Below are 23,596 nucleotides of genomic sequence, written 5' to 3' on the forward strand. Positions count from 1 at the left end.
AATGGATTGCATGATGCTTATCTAAGTTGACCGTCAGTCATTCTGTTTTATTTCACCGTGTAAATACTTTTTTCCCATCGACCCAAGTTTGCAGTACTTTGGTTTGCCAAATATCGGCTTGTGGCACTTCAAAAATATCCCTATCGATAATGATTAAATCCGCTTTCATCCCCGGTGTTAACTGGCCGATCTGTGTCTCTTTATGTGAAGCAAAGGCGTTGTTAGTCGTAAAGCTGGCAAGCGCTTCTGTTCGACTCATCCTCTCTTGAGGGTACCAACCTTCCGGAGGTTGGTTTTGATGATCTTGGCGTGAGATTGAAGAAAACAGTCCAAAAAATGGATTAGCGGATTCAATAGGAAAATCAGAACCGGCAGCAATGACAGCATTTGAGTCGAGTAATTTACGCCAAGCATAAGCACCTTTAATGCGCTCAGCTCCTAAGCGGTCTTCGGCCATATTTTTATCTGATGTGGCGTGAGTTGCTTGCATAGACGCAATAACGCCAAGCTGATTAAAACGAGGTATATCGCTGAGTTGCAACACTTGGGCATGTTCAATTCGATGGCGTAGAGCTTTACTGTTGGTTTTGGAAATCAAGTTTTCATAGTGATCGAGCACTAACTGATTGGCTTTGTCGCCAATCGCATGAGTATTCACTTGGAATCCTGACGACATGGCTTGTTTTATGATTTTCTTCAATTCTGAATCACGGTAAAGCAATAAACCTTTATGACCATGCTTATCGCTGTAATCTTCGATTAATGCGGCGCCGCGACTGCCTAATGCACCATCCGATAAAATTTTAATGCTGGCAATATCGAGTTTGCCTGCCGGATGATGATAAGGGCCTTGTTGCATCAATTTATCAAACTGATTGTCCCCAGCTGCAATCATAGCGTAAATACGAATTGGTAATTCATTGTTATCAGCCAATGATTTAAAAACATCTAAAGTATCACTACTGACACCGGCATCATGCACACCCGTTAAACCGAGCTTCGCTAATGCCAGCATTGATTTTTTAAGGGTGATTTTCTTTTCTTCTGCACTTAACTCTGGAATATGTTTGGTCACTAAAGCTTGAGCATTATCAATAAAAACGCCCGTTGGCTCACCGTTTTTATCACGAAGAATTTCACCACCATCGGGTGATACGGTGTCTTTAGTAATACCCGCAATGTTTAAAGCTGTTGAATTTCCCCAAGCCGCATGTCCATCAATGCGTCGAAGCCATACTGGAGTATTCGGAAAGGCTTTATCTAAAGAGGTTTTGGTAGGAAATACTTTATTATCCCAAAGGACTTGGTTCCAACCTCGCCCTTGAATCCAAGCTAAATCAGGGTTTTCTTTGCGAAATGCCAGTGCTTTTTCAACGGCGGCTTGTTCTGACGTAATTCCACGAAGGTTAATGCGACTGAGGTTTAAACCATAACCAAGAACATGCCCATGCGCATCGATCAAGCCAGGCAAAACAGTTTTCCCCTTTCCGTCAATGACTTTGACACCTTTCGATATCGGGCATTGTTTTTGGGTACAAATCGAGTCAATTTTACCTTTGGTAAACTGAATGGCACTGAAAGTAACTAAGTTACCGTTATTGACGGTGTAGCCATTTATGTTGTTAATCAGAGAGGTTTGTGCCCAAGCAACGTTACTTAATATCGCTAAAATCAGCGTAGATGCAAAAGGAATCTTAGCTGTCTTCCTATTCATTTTTCTTATCCTTTTCAAATTCCTAGCGATAGGATGCCACAAAATGAATACAAATTAACTAGACTTATGGCAATAACATGATTCTGATAAGACATTCGTAATGGTTAGAGTGGGAAAAATAATGCAGAAATGGCTAGGACTGATTTTAGTTGTGTTTCTTTGTGCTTGCTCGAAACAAAGTGATCAAGCCCTCGGTACACTTGAGCGAGATCGCATCACTTTTTCAGCGACGGGTAATGAAATTATTCGTCAGTTGCCTTTTCATGAAGGCGCTCAAGTCAAAGTGGGTGATGTTTTAGTCAAGCTGGATACTAAGCACCAAAACGCAATTACGGCTCAAGCTCATGCAAACGTAGCCAAAGCCACTGCCGTGTTAGCAAAACTCACTAATGGTGAGCGTCCTGAAGACATTGCCGTGGCAAGTGCAAATGTACAGCAAGCGAAAGCGAAAGATATTGAGGTAGAAAAGCGTTATCGGCGAGTGCTGGACTTATTTCAAAGAAAATTAACCAGTCGTTCTGAACTTGATTCTGTAAAAGCAAACAGAGATACGGCAAGGGCTGGCTTGCGCTCAGCGCAAGAGGCATTGACAAAGCTAACTCGAGGGGCGAGGCTAGAAGATATTGAGCAAGCAAAAGCTGAACTGGATGCCGCACAAGCGCAACGGGATTTAGAAAGCCAAAGACTGGCCGATTTAACCGTCGTTGCCACACGTAATGGCGTATTGGACAGTTTACCGTATAAACGTGGCGAACGAGTGCCACTCAATGGCATTGTTGCGGTCGTGCTTGCTGATAATGCGCCTTACGCCAGAGTTTATATTCCTGCTTCTAAGCGCTTGAATTTTACTATTGGCAAACAAGTAGTGGTGAATGTTGATGGTGTAAAGCAGCCATATTTAGGCACAGTAAGAAAAGTTTCCGATGAACCAGCATTCACTCCCTACTATGCCTTAACAGAGCAGCAACGCTCACACTTGGTCTACCTTGCTGAAATCACCTTACCTGAAGCCGCCGAAAGATTACCTTCTGGGGTGCCAGTGCAAATCGATTTATCAAAAGTATCAACTCCACCACCGCCAAGAATCAAGAAAACCGTTAATGAACCCAAGCAAGTGACACGTTCAAAGGGTGTCTTATGAATGATAAACCTGCGATTGTGGCTCAAGGTGTCGTCAAAAAATTTGGTGAATTTACAGCGGTCAATGGGCTTAATTTAGTCATTCCCAAAGGGCAAATATACGGTTTTCTCGGTCCTAATGGCTGTGGAAAATCAACCAGTATTCGTTTATTAACCGGGCTGTTAGCACCCACACAAGGCCATATCGAAGTTCTGGGATTAACAATGCCAGTGCAAGCAGAAGAGCTGAAAACTAAGATCGGCTATATGACACAAAAGTTTTCGCTTTATGAAGACTTAACCGTCGGTGAGAACTTGGAGTTCATGGGGCGCATTTATGGTTTACCCGAATCTTTTTTAAAAAAGCGCTTAATTGCACAACTTGATACCTATGGTTTAAAGCGCCTTAAAGATCAACGAGTCGAAAGTATGAGTGGCGGGCAAAAGCAAAGACTGTCTTTAGCGGCAGCCACAATTCATCAGCCTGAACTTTTATTTTTAGATGAACCAACCTCTGCGGTTGATCCTGAAAACCGCCGTGAATTTTGGGAACAGTTATTTGATTTGTGCGAAGCAGGAACAACGATTTTGATTTCGACTCATTACATGGATGAAGCGGAGCGTTGTCATAACCTCGCAATCATGGAAGCCGGAATGATAAAGGCTAATGGCTTACCTGAAACCTTAATGGAAGAGCTGGGTGTCACAGTGGTTGAGGTGCTTGCGGACAATTTAAGGCAATTAAAAACCCAATTTTTACAAAGTCGTCATATCGACTCCGTTGCACAACTTGGGGTGCGTCTTCGGGTGCTGATCAGTAAGCAGGTTGAAGAACCCATTGTGTGGCTAAAAAAGCAATTCCCAGAGTTAGAACACGCCACCATAGAAATCACTCGTGCCAGCTTAGAAGATGTATTTGTCTCAGTTACCGGGGAGGGGAGGCAATGAAATCGACTCGACGCATTGGCGCCATGATATTTAAAGAGTTCAGACAACTCCTTCGAGACCGTATCACCATCACTATGGTGGTTGTCATTCCCATGTTTCAGCTTATTTTATATGGTTATGCAATAAATACCGAGGTGACCAACATTCCGGTCGGTGTGGTCGACCACAGCCAATCTGCATTTGGACGTCAATTGGTTGAGACGGTAAAAGCCACTCGGATTATCCATGTGAAGCAAATTTATGCAACGGTAAAGCAAGCACAAGAAGCCATTAAGGAAGGGCGGGTACAAGCGGTGCTGGTTTTACCTAAAGATTTAATGCAACGAGCGGCACAAGGTCGAGTGCTGGGACAATGGATAGTAGACGGTTCAGATACCATCGTCAGTGGAGCATTCAAAGCATTGCAAAATATGCCGTTGACGGATTTTGATATTCCAGTTCGTAAAGCCGCGCCTGAGAAAACGTTTGAAATTGCCATTTTTTATAATCCAAACCAGCGCAGTTCTGTCAGTATTGTTCCGGGGCTTTCTGGGATCATTCTAACAATGACCATGGTGATGTTTACCAGCTCAGCGATTGTGCGTGAAAAAGAGCGAGGAAATATTGAGTTATTGATTACAACACCTATTCAGCCCTTGGAATTAATGGTGGCGAAAATTATGCCTTATATTGTTGTGGGTTTAATCCAAGTCACCATTATTCTAGGCGCAGGGCACTTGTTATTCGGCGTGCCGATCAATGGTTCAATTTTGCAAATATTATTCGTTACACTCACCTTTATTTCAGCAAGCTTGTCGTTAGGGTTATTAATTTCGACTGTTGCTCAAACTCAAATGCAAGCGTCGCAGATGACGATTTTTATCTTGTTGCCTTCTATTCTTTTATCGGGTTTCGTGTTTTCTTATGACGCAATGCCGATCGTTGCACAATGGGTGGCTGAAGTGTTACCTGCCACCCATTTTATGCGAATGATTCGAGGTGTCGTTTTACGTGGTGCTGATATTGTTGATATGTGGCCTGATACTTTATGGATGTTAACTTTTACAGCGGTAGGGATATTCATTGCAGCGAAGCGATTCAGTAAATCATTGGATTAGAATTGTCACTGATCGTTTATAAAAAGAGGGAACTAACATTTAGTTAACTGCTCTAATGTTGCAAAACGGATGTAAAGGGAAGAATTTGTTGCAAGGATCAGGTACGCCATTTTTAAAAGGCAGAGTGTTAGCAGAAATAGAACTGAATTCTTTAGCTCTAAAAGCGGCCGACATCGACATGGTTAACTTGGATGTTAACCATGATATCAAAACACACTGTAGGCGAGAGGTAATATCCAAACAAAAAAAATATGCTCAAGATATGAGTATGATTGTCATATTGCACTTGGCGTTATTTTGGTTTTTAGCCAGTAATTGGCAAGCGCCTGATAAAATCGAGCAACTCAAAGAAATGCAACAGCAGGTATTGCCCAATCTCAAAGCTTATCTCTATATTTCAGAAAAAAACGTCGAATCGGCAGAATCTGTCGAAACCGTAATTGAAGAGCCTAATCCACAAGAAGAAACTGAACCAGAACCAGAAGTAAAGGAATATGCCCAAGAAAAAGAAACGAGTGAACCTGTAGTTCATCAACCAATATTACTAGAGACTGAAAACCAAACAGTGTCTCAAGCATTCAACATAAAAGCGGCCACTCAATCCTATTTACAACGTCAGCGACAACAGCAATTTGACGCTATTCAATCTTCAGATGCGCAATATCGTTATGGCTCCAGTAGCGAGATGACCCCGCAGATGAAGCAAGAATGGTTACCGGCTAGAGAGACGTTTGCAGATAAGAAAGTGATTGATCATCGACTCGATCCTAATCGAATCGTCAGAGTGGGTAATGAGTGTCGACGAGTAGTGAAAATTATTGACCCAATTTCAGGTGATTCAGAATCGTTAGGATACCCATTCAAGTGCGGAAAAAGCGATCAAGAAAAAGCGTTAGCTGCAAGTTTGGAAAAGTATTCGAAAAAGAAAAGGTAGCATTTTAGCTACCTTTTACAATCCATCACTTTGTCTAAATATGATTTAACCGCGATAATAGCGTTGTGTCACAAATGGCATTTTCGCTACTTGCATTGGTAATTTCTTTCCACGCACTTCAGCAAAAATTTCAGTATCTAGTGCGGCATACTCAGGTTTGACGTAGCCCATAGCAATAGGGTGCCCCACGCTAGGCCCTGCAGTACCGCTAGTAACCACGCCAATTTTCTCTCCATCAGCATTGTATAACTCTGCTCCTTCACGTACGGGTGCTTTGGCTAATCCTTTCATGCCAACACGCTTGCGAGAAACGTCTTTTGTGGCAATTTCAGTTAAGATCTTATCGGCACCAGGGAAACCACCTGCACGTTCACCATCAGTGCGACGCACTTTGCTGATAGCCCATAATAGGCTTGCTTCAACAGGGGTTGTCGTCGTATCAATGTCATGTCCGTACAAGCACAAACCAGACTCTAGACGTAATGAATCACGAGCACCCAAGCCAATCCATTCAACGTCATCTTCAGCTAATAGCTTACGAGTGATGCTTTCAGCCTGGTCCGCTGGAATTGAAATTTCAAAACCGTCTTCTCCGGTATAGCCTGCACGGCCAATAATGCACTCAGCGCCACCAATCGTGACACGGCGGCTGTCCATAAATACCATGGTCGATACTTCAGGTAATAAGCGAGCCATTACCTCAGCGGCTTTAGGGCCTTGAAGTGCAAGCAATGCACGATCAGACATTTCAGTAAGTTCAACACCATCAACAAGGTTAGCTTGCATATGAGCAATGTCTTGCTCTTTACAAGCGGCGTTAACAACAACAAATAAGCCATCACCTAAGTTACTGACCATCAGATCATCCATCAGGCCGCCTTGTTCATTGGTGAACAACGCATACTTTTGCTTGCCTTCTGGTAAATCACTGATATCAACAGGCGTTAAGTTTTCAAGCATTTGAGCGGCGTTTGCACCTTTCAGGAACACTTGTCCCATATGCGAAACATCAAATAAGCCTGCAGCATCACGAGTATGCAAATGCTCTTTTTTTACCCCTAATGGATATTGAACTGGCATTTCATAGCCAGCAAACGGCACCATTTTAGCTTCTGCTTCTAGGTGTAAATTGTATAAAGGAGTGCGAAGTAAGTCCTGTGACATAACAATACCACTTATAAGTTAAGTCTAAGCCGTCAAATCGACGGCTTAAGTGATGATGAAAAAGAGAGTTAGTCGTCTACGTTAACGTTTTTACCAGCGAAGTAATCACGAGTCAGTTTGAAGACGATAGGGCTAAGCAGTACCAAAGCAATCAAGTTAGGAATTGCCATCATTGCATTCATGGTATCAGCCAGTAACCAGATGAACTCTAATGAACCTGCAGCACCGATTGGAACAACAAGAATCCAAAGAATGCGGAAAGGTTTAACCCCTTTTACGCCGAAGAAGTATTGAACACATTTTTCACCGTAAACACTCCAACCTAAAATGGTTGTGAATGCGAATACGGTTAATGCAATCGCAACTAAGTCGTCACCAAACGGAATTGCTGAGCTGAATGCTTTTGCGGTTAGCGCGGCACCCGTTTCACCCGATGTCCACTCACCTGATACAACAATCGCCAGACCAGTAATCGTACATACTACTAACGTATCGATAAAGGTACCTAGCATTGCCACTAAACCTTGAGCAACAGGGTTATGAGTTTGCGCTGCTGCGTGAGCAATTGGCGCACTACCAAGACCCGCTTCGTTTGAGAATACACCACGTGCCACACCAAAGCGGATAGCGGCCCAAACTGCTGCACCTGCGAAACCACCTTGTGCTGCTGTACCTGTGAATGCAGATTCAATGATTAATGAGAAGGCCGCTGGGATATCAGCAATGTGATAACCAAGAACGACAACACCAGCGGTGATGTAGAAAACCGCCATCATTGGAACCAGTTTACCGGCAACATCACCGATACGCTTAATACCACCCATAAGGACGGCACCAACCAATATCATTAACACGATGCCAGTAACAATTGGTGAGATACCAAATGTTGATTCAAGTGCGTTAGCGACTGAGTTTGCTTGTACTGTGTTACCAATACCGAAACCAGCAATAGAGCCGAATAATGCGAATGCACCACCTAACCATGACCACTTACTTTTAAGGCCATTTTTGATGTAGTACATTGGACCACCAATGTGCTCACCATTGGCATCCGTTTCACGATATTTAACCGCAAGCACAGCTTCAGCATACTTGGTTGCCATACCCACTAATGCAGTTACCCACATCCAGAATAGTGCACCAGGGCCACCTAAGAAAATCGCAGTAGCAACACCGGCGATGTTACCCGTACCAATGGTCGCAGAAAGCGATGTCATTAGAGCGTTGAATGGGCTGATTTCACCTTTAACGTCTTTGTCTTTTTCAGGCACTCGACCTTGCCACATCAGTTTGAAACCAGCGCCAAGTTTTAACACTGGCATCAACTTTAAACCAAACGTTAAAAATAACCCGACCCCGAGAATAAGAACCAGCATGGGTACACCCCATACGATCCCATTAATGTAGGATAGAAAATTACTTACCAAATCCATAGTAACCTCATTTGTTGTTATTATCTTCGCAACTTTAATGTTGCGTTATTGTGCATTTTCTTTTGGCTTTTGATTCTAAGCTTCATTGTTATTGAAACGGCAAGTCACAAAAGCTAAAAGTTAAGACCGCCTATTTTCATTTTTATTTCCCTGAGCACGATCTTAAGTAACACCCAAACTGACACTTAACCAACATCGTATTCAAGGTAGAAAACTGGTTCCAACTCTGGTTTGCGATAAGCAGAAACACTTCAGTCAATCCGCTCTCACACTGGTCAACTGTGACGGCTTAACGCTTACGTCAAAGCTGGAGTCCAAGTTTCCTATTGGAAACAAAGTAGACTTTTAAAATATAAAATCAACCTTTTTTTAACAAAAAAGTGCGACAAATAATCATAATTGATACAAGTTAATTTATCTATGTTAATGATTTTTATTGATTATGTGTGGAAGTTGGTGGTGTGCATATTAAATGGCTAAAGTTGACGCTTTGGTAAACTTAAGTTGCCCTCGTTAAGAGGACAGACCAGAAGAACGCCAGTGATATGAGAGTAGGTGCGGATTATGAAGTCGTGATCCAAAGTATGAGCGCATCTTCCTTGCTGCTTGATACCACAAGATGTCCCATGCTGGCATCGTAATAGGCACTGTCTCCAGTCTTAAGTGTACGAGGTTGGTAAAACTCAGTCAGTAATTGCACTTCACCTTCTAATACTAAGAGAAACTCCTCACCGTCATGGCGAACCCAATCTCCAAAGTCCTCAAAACTACGAGCATGAACACGACTTTTATACGGCAGCATCTTTTTACTGCTGAGCTGAGTGGCTAAGAGTTCATGCTCATAAGTCGTAGTGAGATGCTGCTGACCTTTTCCTTGTTCAGTGATATCTCGGCGACCTGTAGCTTGTTGTTGCTTAGGCTCTACAAACAGTTGTGGGATCTCAATATCTAGACCTTTTGCCAATTTTTGTAGGATTGCAAAGGTCGGAGAAATCTGCTCATTTTCAATTTTTGAAAGCGTAGATTTGGCTACACCAGTGCGTTTGCTGGCATCTTCAAGTGTCAATTGATACTGAGTACGAATTTTTTTGAGAATTTTTCCTATGTTTACCGGGTCTTCTGCTGTGAAGCTGTCTTCTTGTTGAGCAACAGCTTCTGACGGATAGACATCAATATTTCCATTGTCTTTCATATCTGATCTGGCGTTGGTATTGAACATTCTGTTCACATTGTTACATATTTTCCCATTCAGCTATATAGGTACCGAATTAGAATTATTACTCAATTGTTAGAAATAAATTCGTGTATATGAGAAAAAGTTTCCAATACGAAAAATAATTGTTGATTGCTCATTTTTTCCCTGTTATGTTTTAAAAATGTAAAGTTGACGTAAACAGTCATGAGGCTCTCATCACTGGATAAGTAAAGGGATTAACCCTACTTACATTTTTCGTCAAAAAGACCCAGCAAATAACGATAATTACAATTGGGCTCCTTTCCCCCGCATTTGTGGATTCTCGTTTTTAAGCGCTGGTGTATGGATTAAGCCAAACGGAGCCAACTTGTCAATCAAGCTCTGTTGAAATGAGGATATATCATGGAAAAGGTAGCAGCAGTAACATACAGTGACCGTGAACTAGAAAGTTTCTTCTCTTCCGACTTAGCTTCAGTAGATGGCGCAGTAATGCAGACCATCAGTCAAGAAAGCACTCGTCAACAAAATCAAATTGAGCTTATTGCTTCAGAAAATATTGTTTCTAAAGCGGTAATGGAAGCTCAAGGTTCACTGCTTACCAATAAATACGCAGAAGGTTATCCTGGACGCCGTTACTATGGTGGTTGTGAGCATGTTGATGTCGTAGAAAAATTGGCTCAAGACCGTGCAAAGCAATTATTTTCTGCTGAATACGTCAACGTACAACCACATTCAGGTGCGCAAGCTAATGGTGCTGTTAAGTTAGCGCTTCTGCAACCAGGTGACACGATTTTAGGGATGTCATTGGATGCGGGTGGTCACTTAACTCATGGTGCGCGTCCTGCTCAATCAGGTAAATGGTTTAAAGCCGTTCAATATGGTGTGCGTCAAGACTCGCTTCATATTGATTATGACCAAGTTGAAGCACTTGCTAAAGAACATAAGCCAAAATTGATCATCGCAGGTGGCTCGGCCATTCCTCGTCAGATTGATTTTGCGCGTTTTCGTGCCATCGCCGATGAAGTCGGTGCTTATTTGATGGTAGATATGGCTCATATCGCAGGTTTAATTGCGACGGGTCATCATGCCAATCCACTTCCACATGCGCATGTTGTCACTACCACTACTCATAAAACACTTCGCGGTCCGCGCGGTGGCATGATTTTAACCAACCACGAAGACATTGCTAAGAAGATTAATTCTGCGGTATTCCCAGGTCTTCAAGGTGGCCCATTAATGCACGTTATTGCAGGTAAAGCGGTTGCGTTTGGTGAAGCGCTAGAACCAGGCTTTGAAAGCTACATTTCACGTGTACTACAAAATGCAAAAGTGCTGGCCGAAACGTTACAAGGTCGTGGTTGTGACATCGTTACCGGTGGTACAGATACTCACTTGATGCTGGTTGATCTTCGTCCTAAAGGACTGAAAGGGAATGCTGCTGAAGAAAGTTTAGAGCGTGCAGGTATCACTTGTAATAAAAACGGCATTCCATTCGATACTGAAAAACCAATGGTGACTTCGGGTGTTCGTCTCGGTACACCAGCGGGCACAACGCGTGGTTTTGGTGTTGAAGAATTTACCTTAATCGGTAACTGGATTGGTGACGTTCTAGATGGTCTTGCCACTAACCCAGAAGACAATTCTAAGGTTGAACAAGAAGTGCTTGAAAAAGTAGAAGCCCTTTGTGAACAGTTCCCTTTATACAACTAAGTCGTATTTTTCACATCCGCAGCAGCGGGTGTGATTGCAAAAAATAAAAAACAAGAATTCAAAGCAGGAAAAGATTATGAGTGTTGCAGCAAATTACAAATTCGCAAAAAGCCATGAGTGGGTCAAAGACAATGGTGATGGCACCGTAACAGTAGGTGTTTCTGAGCACGCTCAAGGTCTATTGGGTGATGTGGTATTCGTTGAATTGCCAGAAGTAGGCGAAGACACGACAGCAACGGAAGGTTTCTCTTTAGTTGAGTCAGTAAAAGCAGCATCAGACGTTTACGCTCCGGTATCAGGTGAAATCCTTGAAGTGAATGAAGAGCTTGAAGACAGCCCTGAATTAGTTAACGAGTCACCGTTTGAAAGCGGCTGGATTGCAAAAATTAAGTTAAGTGACGCATCAGAGTTAGCAAACTTAATGGATGAAGCCACTTACTTAGCAGGCTTAGATAGCGAGTAACCTGAGTTCAGGTTGATTTAAAAATTGGATTGATATCATCAGGTGATCTTCAAGACTTATGACGAAACTTATGAGTCTTAGTTAACGTAATAACAGTAAGTCATCTGATTTATGTAAAGGCAAGAATTATGAGCAGTATGGATTTATTAACGAGCTTGTCGACCTCAGATGAATTTATTGGTCGTCATATTGGCCCAAATGCCAATGATGTAAACGTAATGCTAAGCCACTTAAAACTGAGCAGTGTTGCAGAGTTAATTTCACAAACCGTCCCTGATGATATTCGTCTTCCGCAAGCTATGGATTTACCTGATGCGAAAAGTGAGCAACAAATGCTGACTGAGCTTAAGGCCATTGCTTCGCAAAATAAAGTGTACAAAAGCTTTATTGGTCAAGGGTATTACAATACTTTTGTACCAAACGTAATTTTACGAAATGTATTAGAAAATCCAGGTTGGTACACGGCGTATACGCCTTATCAGCCTGAAATTGCTCAAGGTCGACTTGAAGCCTTGCTGAACTATCAGCAAATGATCATCGATTTAACCGGTCTTGAATTGGCCAATGCTTCATTACTTGATGAAGCGACCGCAAGCGCAGAAGCCATGAGCTTTTGTCGCCGTGCAAGCAAAAACAAATCAAACGTCTTTTTTGTGGCTGACGATGTGCACCCACAAACTCTGAATGTCATTGAAACTCGTGCTCGTTACTTCCACTTTGAGCTCGTCGTGGCGCCGGCATCAGAGTTGAATGAACACGACTTCTTTGGCTGCCTATTACAGTACCCAGGTACTCAAGGCGGCGTCGTTGAATTATCTGATTTGATTGCTTCTGCCAAAGCAAAAAAAGCAGCAGTCGTTGTTGCATCAGATTTACTCGCATTAACCCTGCTTAAAACGCCGGGTGAAATGGGCGCCGATATGGTTGTCGGTAGTGCTCAACGTTTTGGTGTGCCGATGGGCTATGGTGGTCCACATGCCGCATTTATGGCAACCAGCAATAAACATAAGCGTAATATCCCTGGCCGAGTAATTGGTGTGTCAAAAGACAGCCGCGACAACATGGCACTGCGTATGGCAATGCAGACTCGTGAGCAACATATTCGCCGTGAGAAAGCCAACTCAAATATTTGTACTGCACAAGCATTGCTTGCCAATATGGCATCGTTTTATGCTGTGTATCATGGCCCAGATGGCCTGAAGAAAATTGCACGCCGTGTGCATCATTTAGCCAGTGTTTTTGCATTAGGTCTTAAGCAGTCTGGTTTTGAATTAGCACATGATCATTTCTTTGATACGGTCACGGTTAACACTAACGGTAAAACTGAAAACTTTTATCAAGCGGGTTTTGTGAGCGAATTAAACTTACGCCGCTTTGAAAATCAATTAGGTGTGAGTTTTGATGAAACTCATACTGCGCAAGATGTTGAAAGCCTATGGAAACTGTTTGGTCTGCAACTTCAGTTTGGTGATGTGGCTCAAGCGTTAAGCGAAGAGTTTGCGGCAATTCCGCAGGCGTGTCGTCGTGAATCTACATTCTTAACGCATCCAGTATTTAATTCGCACCATAGCGAAACGCAAATGCTACGTTACTTGAAGTCGCTAGAGAACAAAGACTTCTCATTGACGCATGGCATGATCCCACTGGGTTCGTGCACCATGAAGCTGAATGCAACTGCACAAATGATCCCAGTGTCATGGCCTGAATTTGGCACCATTCACCCATTTGCACCGAAAGATCAGTGCCAAGGTTATCAGGAATTGTCTGACACCTTGAAACAGATGCTGATCAAAGTGACGGGTTATGATGACTTTTCATTGCAACCAAACTCAGGTGCTCAAGGTGAGTATGCGGGGCTGATTGCGATTCAGCGTTATCACGAAAGTCGTGGTGAAGGGCATCGTAATATTTGTCTTATTCCGACATCCGCTCACGGAACTAATCCAGCCAGTGCGGCCATGGTTTCGATGAAAGTGGTCTTAGTGGAATGTGATGCCGAAGGTAACGTTGATTTGGCTGATTTAGATGCCAAAGTTGAAGCTAATGCTGACAATCTATCGTGCATCATGATCACATACCCTTCGACGCATGGTGTGTACGAAGCAGGTATTCGTCATATTTGTGACAAAGTGCATTCAGCTGGTGGACAAGTTTATCTTGATGGTGCAAACATGAACGCACAGGTAGGCATTACCTCTCCGGGCTTCATCGGCTCTGATGTATCACACCTTAATTTACACAAAACCTTCTGCATACCTCATGGTGGTGGTGGTCCGGGTATGGGGCCGATTGGTGTCAAGTCTCACTTAGCACCATTCTTACCTGGAAGCTGCGAAAACAATTCGAGGGGCGCAGTTTCAGCTACAGCCATGGGGTCTGCTTCTATTTTACCTATCTCTTGGGCATACATTGCCTTAATGGGTGGCAAAGGGTTAACAGAAGCAACTGAAGTTGCCATCTTAAGTGCGAACTACGTGATGGAGCGTTTAAGTGGACATTATCCAGTATTGTTCCGCGGTAACGCCGGCCGTGTTGCTCATGAGTGCATCATCGACTTACGTCCACTTAAGGAAGCAACCGGGATCAGCGAAGAAGACATCGCTAAGCGCCTAATGGATTACGGTTTCCATGCTCCAACCATGTCATTCCCAGTGGCAGGTACCTTGATGATTGAGCCGACAGAAAGTGAATCACTAGAAGAGCTGAATCGTTTTGTGGACGCCATGATTGCGATTCGTGAAGAAGTTGAGCATGTCGCAGCAGGTACTTGGCCGCTTGAAAATAATCCACTGGTTAATGCACCACATACTATGGCGGATCTAAGTGACGAGCAATGGGAACGTCCATATTCACGTGAAGTCGCTTGTTTCCCAAGCCAACATGCGAAAACTAATAAATTCTGGCCAGCAGTGAATCGTGTCGACAACGTATTTGGCGACCGCAACTTAATCTGCTCTTGTCCAAGTATTGAAAGCTACCGCTAATGCGTTAGCTCTCAACTCCATGCGCCTCAGTTCTTGGTAACAAGAAAAGTGGTCTGAGGCACATATCACTCATTCTGACAAAACGTGAATGGGTCGTTGAAATATCCTACTCAGTCTGTTGTTCACTTCTTCTATTTATACGGGTCGGGAGTGTGGCTGAAAACTGGACATAAAAGAGGTGTCAAACAATGGCACTCAATAAAAATAAAAAGGAAAAATCCATGTTTAAACGTACAATCAAACTCGCTCTACTCCCTCTTGCTATTAGCGCATCATTTGCCCAAGCTGCCGATGTGTCTAAAGAAGAACTGAAACAACAACTTGATCAAATTCAACAACGTCTTGCTGAGCTTGAAAAAGAACCTAAAACAGCAATGGCGCCAAAAGCGAAAGAAGAAACTCGCCATTCATTAAACTTTTACGGTACATTGCGCCCAACCTTCGGTGTGACCAGCACTGATGATGGTTCAAACTGGGATGTGGGTGATGCACTGTCTCGCATTGGTATTGCTACTGAGCACAAACTGAATAACGGCCTAACAGCGTTTGCAAAGGGTGAATTCAAAGTTAATATTCAAGCCAATGGTGACTTTGGTGAAGCACGTAAAGCTTACGTGGGTGTGAAAGGCGACTTCGGCCGTGTTGCTATCGGTAAGCAAGCGTCAACCCAATACAATATGATTGCGGATCCAGTTGACATCTTTAACCGTGCTTCAACGCCATTAGCTTACGATCATGCTAGCCCTTTCCGTGTAAATAACTTAGTCACCTATCGCAAGTCATTCGGTGACTTTAACTTCTCTGTTGATGGTCAATTTGACGGAAGTGATGGTGATTCAGGCGCTGATCTGTTTAACACAGGTCTTGAGTATAATGGCGATGGGCTAAGAGCTGCTGTTGCTTATTACTCTCGTGATGTTGCCTTAGGCGCAGAAGACAGTGCTATTGGTTTCTCGGTATCGAAAAGCTTTGGTGATCTTTACCTAGCGGCATCGTACCAAGACCGTGAAATCACAGATTTTGTAGAAGTGAGTGCAGCAGGTGCATCTATTTATGATGCCAGCGGTAGCACGTTAGATGTTGTTGCAGCCTATAAATTTAACAGCACTTACAAAGCAAAGTTTGGTGTGTCGGTATTTGAAGACGGTAAATCAGGTTTTGTAAGCAATGACTTTAACGCTTACAACGCAACATTGGAATATCACACTAGCCCAGATTTCTATATGTTTGCCGAAGTTCAACAGAATGACTTTGAGTGGGAACACAACCTTGACTCAACGCAATTCAATGTGGGCTTCCGTTATAACTTTGATGTTGGTTTTGATTTTTAATCATTAGCCAATGAAAGTATCACTGTGCCTGCATCAGCAGGCACTCATCTCCCTATTTTAAGTAAACAAACTTTGTTTACTTCTGCGTTTCGAAGTGAGTATGTTGCACTCATCTTTGGGTGAGCCCCCTGTTTCCGATGGCAGTGGGGCTCTTTTTTATGAATAAATGATAATTATCTGTAAACATTCCAGTTATCTATAGTGAGTTAGCATGTAATAAATTATCGCTCTGAGATAAATCATTATGGCTGTATCTGGGACAAGTTCTACATTTCAGGCAATATATCAAGGCACACAAGAATGTGACGATGGCGATATTTCAGATACGGATGATCACTCTTGTGAAGCCTTCAAAGCAACAGTGACCACTTATCTTGAAAAAGCAAAATTACTTACCCTCACAAAGCGACAACAAACCAAAGAAAAGATTGGTTTAGCTAATAAAGTTTGGGACACAATCGGAGCTTTTCATGATGGCGTGGTTGACACTTTAGTAAGTATCGGTGTTTTACCTGAAACGGCTCATGGAGAATTAGGAGATACAGCACTCTGCAACATGGCAAACATCGAAGATTGTATGGAAAGACTAAAATTGTTGAAGCCACAATTAGTATCTCTTATGCAAATATACACCTCTAAAAGTGATCAGAATGATTGTGAACTATTTTTGAAGCAAATTGAGGAAACGATCTCAAAGCTCAGTGATAAACAAGAAGATTTACAGCAAAAACGACCTCTCGAAGATGAAGTCGTGATAGACAGAAATTGTTTTACATGCATTAAATTACTGGAGGAGAGACTAAAAGAAATTGAGTCAATACTCCCTCCAGAGGAAGGCTTACAGCAGCTCCTAAATTTAAAAAATTATCCTTTAAAAGATATTGAAGCTAGAGAGGCAGTGGCATTGTGCTATTGGAATCTGGCAACCTCTTTTTCTGATGAAGTAGATGACTTGTTGGGTGAGCAATGGAAATCTCGACCATGTCGATCGTTCAAACAGAGCGATAGAATGCATCAAGCTGAGTCGAAATTGATTGGCGCAACACTTTGCCTGGAGCATGCTAAGGGTCACTATAGCTCTGATGAGTACAAAGAGGGCTGCGCTGAACAATTGAAGCTATTTAATTCAGAGCTGGTTTTGTTAAGAAACAAACAAAGTTCTTTTCATGCAAAGCAGCTTAAGCTCCAAGGTAAAACCAAGCCATTAGCACAGGTAAAAAAGGAACCTAAACCGATACTGATAGTTAGCGTTCACGAAGAAAAGCCCAAAGTGAGTACCGTTGTCTACCCCGTCAAAAAAGGTGTCAAGCGAGAGTATCAAGATGGATACACTCAAAAAGCCTACAAAAAAAGTAAATCATTATCACCTATAGTAGCAAAATCAGAAGTGGATGGTGGCAAATCATTATCTCCTGTAGCGGTAAAACCAGAAGTGGATGGTGAACTCAAAGCTAAATACCCAGGTATGAGCGAGGAGCTAAATTTACACGAGCTTAAAGATCAACGACTGGTATTTAGAGAGTTAGAACGACAAAACTCTACGAGTAGAAGTGTAGTTGAAAGCTTAACTGGAGGAGCAATGAGTGAAGAAGTGTTTAAAGGTAAGCTTCAGAAAATGAGGAAACAAACAGATGATAGATCAACGAGAGTATTAAAAACATTGGAGCGAAAACTTGAGCCGCTCGACGTGTACCATTCAGAAGAGGTATTGGAGATAGCTTGCCAATTAGTTGATGACATTGCCGGAGATGCACAGAATTTTTATCATAAAAGTTCTATTCTGCTTCACGAAAATGCTGAGATGAAAGAGCAAATTGAAGCATTAAAAAATTCGCCAGAATCAACCTCTGGGGATACAGTAAAACAAATACTGAAATTAGAAAAAAAATGTATCACCAACGAAGGAATTATGAAGCGGTATAAAGAAGAAGCTGGGAGGCGGCTGGATATTGCACTGATTTGCATACGTCATTGCGACGATGCTGAACAAGAAACACAAGACTCTGTTGTTCATAGAAAACATCAACAAATCGCAAATATCAGAAAAAACTTTGCTTTTGCGATGGCAAATGATGTCATTGAATTATCAGATTATGACTTTTTTGAACCTCTTGATTTAGCGGAGTGTTACGCTAATTTTGAAAAAGCACAACCTCGCAAGATCCCTTATAGAATTAGAAGAGTTGATGCTAAAGAACATAAAACAGAAAAAGAAAGGAAACTTGTTCTTGATTACATCAATAAAGCAACACTAAACGACTTTAATGAACACTTAAAAGTAGAGAGAGAAAAGAGAACAGTAAATCGAGGCAAGGTTAGGTCGTTATGGGCTGATTCAAAATCAGAGAAGATTATTCCGGAACTTCTGTCAGATAAACCGGGAGGTAAAACTGATGATCTATCAGATCCATTAGAAGAAGTCTTTCAACCGATCCCTTTCGATGCGACCGACTTTTCTCCTAAAGCCAATCGCAAGACCCCACCTGAGACGATCAAGAGACATATACAACTCAGAGAGAGCTACCAGCAAAAGGTGGACGCTGAAGTAATTAAAGAAAAAAGTGAAAGTTAGAAATCTAAAAGGATTGAAACTCTTCAAGATCAGGGGTGGTTCTTAATCTGTGCCACCAGTCGTCTGAAGCGACAATTTGTCCGTCTTGTCCAATGGCTGGATATTCAATGCCTTTCTTACGACAGGCTTTAGTATATTGTGGATGACCTTGTTCAAACAATAGTTTCTGACAGTATTCATCGGGCAGTTTACATTCGCCATACATTCCCGCCTCTTGGCGTTGACGTTGAGCTTCAAACAATACCAAAGCGGTGGCAACTGAAACATTCAATGACTGAACCATACCTACCATCGGAATGATAACTTCTTGATCCGCAGCATCAATCATGGCTTGACTGACTCCGGTTCTTTCATTGCCCATTACTAGTGCTGTGGGCTTAGTGTAATCAATCTCACGGAAGTCTTTAGCATTCGGACTGAAGTTGGTCACCAAAATTTGCATCCCCTCTGCTTTAAGTGCGGTGATGGCTTCATCTGAGGTGTAATGCTTCTTAACTTGAACCCATTGCTGACTTCCAGATGCAGTATTGCCAGAAACACGCATATCGGCATCAGGCCAAATGGCATGAATTTGGTTAATTCCTACTGCATCAGCAGTGCGAACGACCGCTGAAATATTATTTGGCTTATGAACTGTATCCAGGCACACCGTTAAGTCCGGTTGGCGATTATTGAGCAGTTCAGTGATGCGAGCAAAGCGTTCTGGAGTCATGGTGATTAACAGTAATTGTGTGACAATAAAAAAGGCGCATAATGCGCCTTTGTTCAATGGCGCTAATTATAGCGCCATAATGGCATCCATTTCTACATGAGAGCCTTTTGGTAGCTCTTTTACACCAATGGCTGCACGTGCAGGGTATGGTTGCGTAAAGTAGCGGCTCATGATCTCGTTTACTGTAGCAAAATGAGATAAGTCAATTAAGAAGATATTGAGTTTAGCGATATCTGCCAGACTTCCGCCAGCGGCCTCACAAACGGCTTTCATGTTTTCGAATACTTGAACCGTTTGCTCCGCAAAGTTATCACTCACCATTTCCATGGTTTCAGGCACTAGTGGGATTTGGCCTGATAGATATACCGTATCACCAACTTTTACAGCTTGAGAATAGGTACCAATCGCTGCTGGTGCTTTTTCAGTCGCAATAATGTGTTTTTCTGCCATGATGTCGTCTCGTCTTGTTATTGTTTGCCTGATTCGGCTATTTATTTCTAGAGGTACGCAGTACTTCCGGCAAAACCCTAATTCGGCGCATCACATTCGCAAGGTGAATACGATCGGTTACCGAAATTCTAAGGTTGATCAAATAGACTCTGCCGTCACGTTCCTCAGTACTTAGATTATGAATATTCGATTTTTCTACAGATACAATGTTAGTGATCTTCGCCAATGCACCTTGATGGTTCACAATTTCAATTCGTAGATTTGCTTGGAATTCTGCACCTTCGGCGTTATCCCATTGCACAGGAATATATTTATCTGGCTCTGAATCGTAACCACGAATATTTTTGCAGTTTTCCATGTGCACAACTAAGCCTTTACCTGGGCTGACATGCGCGATCACGATATCACCAGGGATCGGACGGCAGCAGTTAGCAAAAGTAACCAACATACCCTCTGCACCACGAATCGGCATTAAGTGTGAATCGTGGTTATCATCGGTTTCAGCTGGGGCCTGATCGCCCAGTAATCGCTGTGCAATCACAATGCTCATGGCATTGCCTAAACCAATATCAGCTAACAACGAATCCAATGAATCATGTTTAGTGTCCTCTAGTACTTTATCAATTTGTGCTTGTGCAATGCTCTCTAAATGGTGCGTTTCACCGAGCGCATGATTGAGTAAGCGTCTGCCAAGTGCTATTGCATCGCGGCCTTTAACAGTCTTGAGTACTTGACGAATTTTAGAACGGGCTTTGCCTGTCACTACAAAATTAAGCCAAGCAGCATTTGGTCGCGCACCATTAGCAGTAATGATCTCCACCGTCTGCCCCGACTCAAGCGGTAAACTGAGTGGATAAGCTTGTCGGTTTACTTTGGCACCAACACAGGTATTACCAATATCGGTGTGCACTTCATAAGCAAAGTCAACCGCTGTTGCACCAACGGGAAGTTCTAGGATGCGGCCATCTGGCGTGAATACGTAAATTTCGTCAGGGAACAGATCGGTTTTCACGTTTTCAACAAATTCAAATGAGGAGCTGGCACTCTGTTGCAACTCTAATAAGCTTTGCATCCACTTACGGGCACGTACTTGGCTGGTTGTGCCTGTCGTCGCACCTTTTTCATCGGCTTTATACGCCCAGTGCGCTGCAACTCCTTTGTCTGCCATTTGATCCATATCTTCGGTACGGATTTGAATTTCAACGGGCACACCGTGAGGCCCGAGCAATGAGGTATGCAAAGATTGATAACCATTGGCTTTTGGCATTGCAATATAATCTTTGAAACGACCAGGGCGTGGTTTGTAAAGCCCATGCATTGCACCTAATACACGGTAACAACAATCGATAGTTTTTACGGTAATGCGGAAGGCATAGATGTCCATGACTTCTTGAAACTGCAGTTCTTTGTTTACCATCTTGTTGTAGATGGAAAATAAATTCTTTTCACGGCCTTTTACACCGCCTGGTAGCTGCGTATCTTCGAGTCGAGTATTAATCGCAGCTTCAATGCTTTGAATGATCTCTTTACGGTTGCCTCGTGCAGATTTTACTACCATTTTTAGTACGCGATAGCGCATTGGGTAGTAGGCTTGGAACCCCAAATCTTCTAATTCAGTTTTTATGTTATGAATACCCAAACGGTTGGCTATTGGGGCATAAATATCAAGGGTTTCACGAGCAATTCGGCGACGTTTATCAGGTCTTAATGAACCTAAAGTACGCATGTTGTGAGTGCGGTCAGCCAGTTTAATCAGAATGACTCGAATGTCTTGAGTCATGGCCAGCATCATTTTACGGAAGTTTTCAGCTTGTGCTTCTTTCTTGTCTCTGAATTTCAGTTTGTCGAGTTTAGAAACGCCTTCGACTAATTCTGCGACATCATTACCGAATAACTCACTGAGTTCTTCTTTGGTTATTGGAGTATCTTCAATGGTGTCGTGGAGGAGGGCAGCCATGAGCGATTCATGGTCAAGGCGCATTTCGGCAAGGATGGTGGCAACAGCAACAGGGTGAGTAATATAGGGTTCGCCGCTGGATCGCATTTGGCCTTCATGGGCGTCTTTGGCGACGACAAAAGCCTGTTTGAGTAGGGCGACCTGCTCCTCGGTAAGATAACTGGAAGCGACTTCTTTTAGACCTTCAAACAGATACAAGTATCAGTACTCCTATAAACTTTCCCTATACCGATTATTATTAGAATGTGAACAATTCAGAGCTGTGCAAGCGGTTCAAGAACAACCGAAATTGATGAAGATATAGTGGTTCTACATCAAGACAATTTTGGGCAGTTATTGAGCTACTTGCAAGCTCCCAAAGGGCGAGGCTAAAAGCCATCATAGCTGTATCATGCACTCTTGAATTATGCCCGATAGTACTGTGAGCTCATTCCGTGCTCTAAAGGCTTTTATCTCTTGAATGGTCACTATCTAATAATTGGTATTAAACTAGAGACCAGCCTAGGCCCGTCTCTATACATTATATCTGCATCAAAAGCAGTGATTAAAGTGCTGTACGTCCTTCAGCGATAGCAGCAACTGCAGCAATTTCAGCTGCTTCACGCTCACGTACTGATTGACGCTCTGCAGCATCAAGGGTACCAGAGTTAACTAAACCAAGTTCGATTTCGCGAAGTGCGATAACCGTTGGCTTATCGTTTTCTTCTTCGACCATTGGGTCTTTGCCCTGTACTGCAATTTGGCGAGCACGACGGGCCGCAACCAAGATCATGTCAAAACGGTTGCCGATTTGTTCAACGGCATCTTCTACAGTTACACGAGCCATGTAATAGAACTCCAATTATCGATTTAAATAGTTAAAAATGACGCAAAATTGTACACGAAGACAATTATTCTGCCAAGAGACTCTTTAGCATATCATTATGTGTATGGGTCTGACTAGTTTGAGTCAACCGCTGTGAGCGAATGATCGCAGTCAAGTCACCCAGCGCTGTGGCAAAATTGTCATTCACAATGATGTACTCATACTCATTGTAGTGTGACATCTCAGAAACCGCTTGCGCCATACGCCCTGCAATCACTTCTTTATTGTCTTGGCCACGACCGTTTAAGCGGCGTTCGAGCTCGGTCTTGGATGGTGGTAAAATAAAGACACCAACGGCTTGTGGCATTAAGTTTTTAACTTGTTGTGCCCCTTGCCAGTCAATATCAAGAAAAACGTCGATGCCTTGAGCAAGCGTTTCTTCAATCACCACTTTTGACGTGCCATAGAAGTTACCAAAGACTTCGGCCCATTCGACAAAGTTATCTTGCTCAATTAGCCCTTTGAACTCATCTTGACTGACAAAGTGGTAATGTTTACCGTTTGTTTCACCGGGACGTGGGGCGCGAGTAGTGTGAGAAACTGAAAGTTGCATATCACTTGGCTGGTCTTTTAATAACGCTGAGATCAGTGATGATTTTCCTGCTCCACTGGGAGCAGAAATAATATAAAGAGTTCCTTGGGCGCTCATAGGATCGTTATCCGGTGTCAATTGAAAGGGAGAATCGTATTTGTAACAAAATTGACAATACGATTTCTAAATTATAACGGGTATTATACTCTGTATAAGAGCGAGTGAGAACGGGTATAGGATTTAATAAGTGCTACTACATTCACTGATTTGTTTAAAAGGACGAGATACTGGTTTGGGAACCCATCAAACATGGGTAACAAATTAAGAAGAAAAATCTGAGGAGAAAAGCTTTATTTTTGAGATAATAAGTCAACCACGACAACTATCAAAATAAAATGGCGATTCTGAACAAAACA

18 protein-coding genes are annotated in these 23,596 nt (G+C 42.7%); 9 read left to right on the forward strand and 9 right to left on the reverse strand.

The window, feature by feature from the left end:
• Positions 1-52 precede the first annotated feature (52 nt).
• Positions 53-1,714, reverse strand: a complete 1,662-nt coding sequence (locus JQC92_RS07475) for an amidohydrolase (RefSeq protein ID WP_204999066.1) — start codon at positions 1,712-1,714, stop codon at positions 53-55.
• Between the two features lie 121 nt (positions 1,715-1,835).
• Here JQC92_RS07475 and JQC92_RS07480 point away from each other — a divergent pair, with 121 nt between their 5' ends.
• From JQC92_RS07480 to JQC92_RS07495, 4 genes are all read left to right on the forward strand, one after another.
• A complete protein-coding gene (locus JQC92_RS07480) occupies positions 1,836-2,855 on the forward strand; it encodes an HlyD family secretion protein (protein WP_204999067.1) in 1,020 nt (339 codons plus the stop codon).
• Positions 2,852-3,781 carry an ABC transporter ATP-binding protein gene (locus JQC92_RS07485; protein ID WP_204999068.1) on the forward strand — a complete coding sequence of 310 codons (930 nt, stop codon included), beginning with the start codon at positions 2,852-2,854 and terminating at the stop codon, positions 3,779-3,781. The genes JQC92_RS07480 and JQC92_RS07485 overlap by 4 nt, the downstream gene beginning before the upstream one ends.
• Positions 3,778-4,878 carry an ABC transporter permease gene (locus JQC92_RS07490; protein ID WP_204999069.1) on the forward strand — a complete coding sequence of 367 codons (1,101 nt, stop codon included), beginning with the start codon at positions 3,778-3,780 and terminating at the stop codon, positions 4,876-4,878. Before JQC92_RS07485 ends, JQC92_RS07490 begins: the two co-directional genes overlap by 4 nt.
• Positions 4,879-4,963: 85 nt before the next feature.
• Positions 4,964-5,812 (forward strand): hypothetical protein, encoded by an 849-nt coding sequence (locus JQC92_RS07495; protein WP_204999070.1) that lies wholly within the window; start codon positions 4,964-4,966, stop codon positions 5,810-5,812.
• Between the two features lie 45 nt (positions 5,813-5,857).
• Here JQC92_RS07495 and gcvT read toward each other — a convergent pair whose 3' ends face one another.
• The 3 genes from gcvT to JQC92_RS07510 form a co-directional block, all read right to left on the reverse strand.
• Positions 5,858-6,976: a glycine cleavage system aminomethyltransferase GcvT gene (gcvT, locus tag JQC92_RS07500; RefSeq protein ID WP_204999071.1), complete on the reverse strand. Its 1,119-nt coding sequence runs from the start codon at positions 6,974-6,976 to the stop codon at positions 5,858-5,860.
• 68 nt (positions 6,977-7,044) lie between these two features.
• The gene (locus JQC92_RS07505; RefSeq protein WP_204999072.1) at positions 7,045-8,409 is read right to left on the reverse strand and encodes an alanine/glycine:cation symporter family protein; all 1,365 of its coding nucleotides are present in this window, start codon (positions 8,407-8,409) and stop codon (positions 7,045-7,047) included.
• Positions 8,410-8,971: 562 nt separating this feature from the next.
• Positions 8,972-9,628 (reverse strand): helix-turn-helix domain-containing protein, encoded by a 657-nt coding sequence (locus JQC92_RS07510; protein WP_239480455.1) that lies wholly within the window; start codon positions 9,626-9,628, stop codon positions 8,972-8,974.
• A gap of 378 nt (positions 9,629-10,006) precedes the next feature.
• On the opposite strand from JQC92_RS07510, the gene JQC92_RS07515 reads away from it, so the two are divergent.
• The 5 genes from JQC92_RS07515 to JQC92_RS07535 all read left to right on the forward strand — a co-directional run bounded on the left by JQC92_RS07515 (position 10,007) and on the right by JQC92_RS07535 (position 18,664).
• Positions 10,007-11,314, forward strand: coding sequence for a serine hydroxymethyltransferase (locus tag JQC92_RS07515; RefSeq protein ID WP_204999073.1), 1,308 nt, complete (start codon positions 10,007-10,009; stop codon positions 11,312-11,314).
• Positions 11,315-11,387: 73 nt separating this feature from the next.
• Complete coding sequence (gene gcvH / locus JQC92_RS07520; protein ID WP_204999084.1) at positions 11,388-11,777, forward strand: glycine cleavage system protein GcvH; 390 nt, start codon at positions 11,388-11,390, stop codon at positions 11,775-11,777.
• Positions 11,778-11,905: 128 nt separating this feature from the next.
• Positions 11,906-14,761, forward strand: coding sequence for an aminomethyl-transferring glycine dehydrogenase (gene gcvP / locus JQC92_RS07525; protein WP_204999074.1), 2,856 nt, complete (start codon positions 11,906-11,908; stop codon positions 14,759-14,761).
• Positions 14,762-14,982: 221 nt separating this feature from the next.
• Positions 14,983-16,092, forward strand: coding sequence for a porin (locus tag JQC92_RS07530; RefSeq protein WP_204999075.1), 1,110 nt, complete (start codon positions 14,983-14,985; stop codon positions 16,090-16,092).
• 244 nt (positions 16,093-16,336) lie between these two features.
• Positions 16,337-18,664, forward strand: coding sequence for a hypothetical protein (locus JQC92_RS07535; RefSeq protein WP_204999076.1), 2,328 nt, complete (start codon positions 16,337-16,339; stop codon positions 18,662-18,664).
• A 4-nt stretch (positions 18,665-18,668) separates the two neighbouring features.
• Here JQC92_RS07535 and trmH read toward each other — a convergent pair whose 3' ends face one another.
• From trmH to gmk, 5 genes are all read right to left on the reverse strand, one after another.
• A complete protein-coding gene (gene trmH, locus JQC92_RS07540) occupies positions 18,669-19,376 on the reverse strand; it encodes a tRNA (guanosine(18)-2'-O)-methyltransferase TrmH (RefSeq protein WP_204999077.1) in 708 nt (235 codons plus the stop codon).
• A 66-nt stretch (positions 19,377-19,442) separates the two neighbouring features.
• Positions 19,443-19,826: a RidA family protein gene (locus JQC92_RS07545; protein WP_204999078.1), complete on the reverse strand. Its 384-nt coding sequence runs from the start codon at positions 19,824-19,826 to the stop codon at positions 19,443-19,445.
• Between the two features lie 37 nt (positions 19,827-19,863).
• On the reverse strand, positions 19,864-21,981 hold the full coding sequence (gene spoT, locus JQC92_RS07550) for a bifunctional GTP diphosphokinase/guanosine-3',5'-bis pyrophosphate 3'-pyrophosphohydrolase (RefSeq protein ID WP_204999079.1): 2,118 nt from the start codon (positions 21,979-21,981) through the stop codon (positions 19,864-19,866).
• Positions 21,982-22,327: 346 nt separating this feature from the next.
• A complete protein-coding gene (rpoZ, locus tag JQC92_RS07555) occupies positions 22,328-22,609 on the reverse strand; it encodes a DNA-directed RNA polymerase subunit omega (RefSeq protein WP_204999080.1) in 282 nt (93 codons plus the stop codon).
• A gap of 64 nt (positions 22,610-22,673) precedes the next feature.
• Positions 22,674-23,297: a guanylate kinase gene (gene gmk / locus JQC92_RS07560; RefSeq protein ID WP_204999081.1), complete on the reverse strand. Its 624-nt coding sequence runs from the start codon at positions 23,295-23,297 to the stop codon at positions 22,674-22,676.
• Between the last annotated feature and the right edge of the window lie 299 nt (positions 23,298-23,596).

The sequence above is a fragment of the Parashewanella hymeniacidonis genome, from assembly GCF_016900895.1.
Taxonomy (GTDB): Bacteria; Pseudomonadota; Gammaproteobacteria; order Enterobacterales; family Shewanellaceae; genus Parashewanella; species Parashewanella hymeniacidonis.